Origin of the sequence: Streptomyces sp. SID12501, assembly GCF_010550245.1 — a bacterium.
In the GTDB taxonomy this organism is placed as follows: domain Bacteria; phylum Actinomycetota; class Actinomycetes; order Streptomycetales; family Streptomycetaceae; genus Streptomyces.
Window position 1 is genome coordinate 1 of record NZ_JAAGLU010000930.1, and the last position, 403, is coordinate 403.

Sequence of the window (403 nt, forward strand, 5' to 3'; positions counted from 1 at the left end):
AGGACAGCGCCACCGTCACCTTGTCCCCGTCCGCGCCCGCGTAGGCGGGCCGGGCGAACACGGCGGCGAACTCGGGGGTCAGCTTGGTGCTGAGGCCCGCCATGTTCATTCCGGCGAAGGCCACGTCCGCGACGGGGACGTTCGGCGTGAGCGTGCCGTTCTTGGTGACGTCGGCCGTCAGCTTCTTCGTACCGGTGCTGATCCGGAAGTTCTCCATCTTCACGACGAACCCGTGCGCGCTCGCGTCGAAGACCACCCGGCCCTTGAAGGACGCGGTCACGACGTGGCCGCCGTCCTTGTCGTACTGGCCCGTCGCCCCGCCGAAGCGGAAGCCGCCGGGTATCTCGGTGGCCCCGTCCTGCGCGGTGACCGAGCCGACGCCCTTCACGTACTCGCGCAGGCT

Annotated in this window: 1 protein-coding gene; it reads right to left on the reverse strand. The window is 69.7% G+C overall.

Going from position 1 to position 403, the window contains the following annotated elements; all coding sequences use genetic code 11:
* On the reverse strand, positions 1–403 hold a 403-nt coding region (locus tag G3I71_RS49195), incomplete at both ends, for an HtaA domain-containing protein (protein ID WP_203733254.1).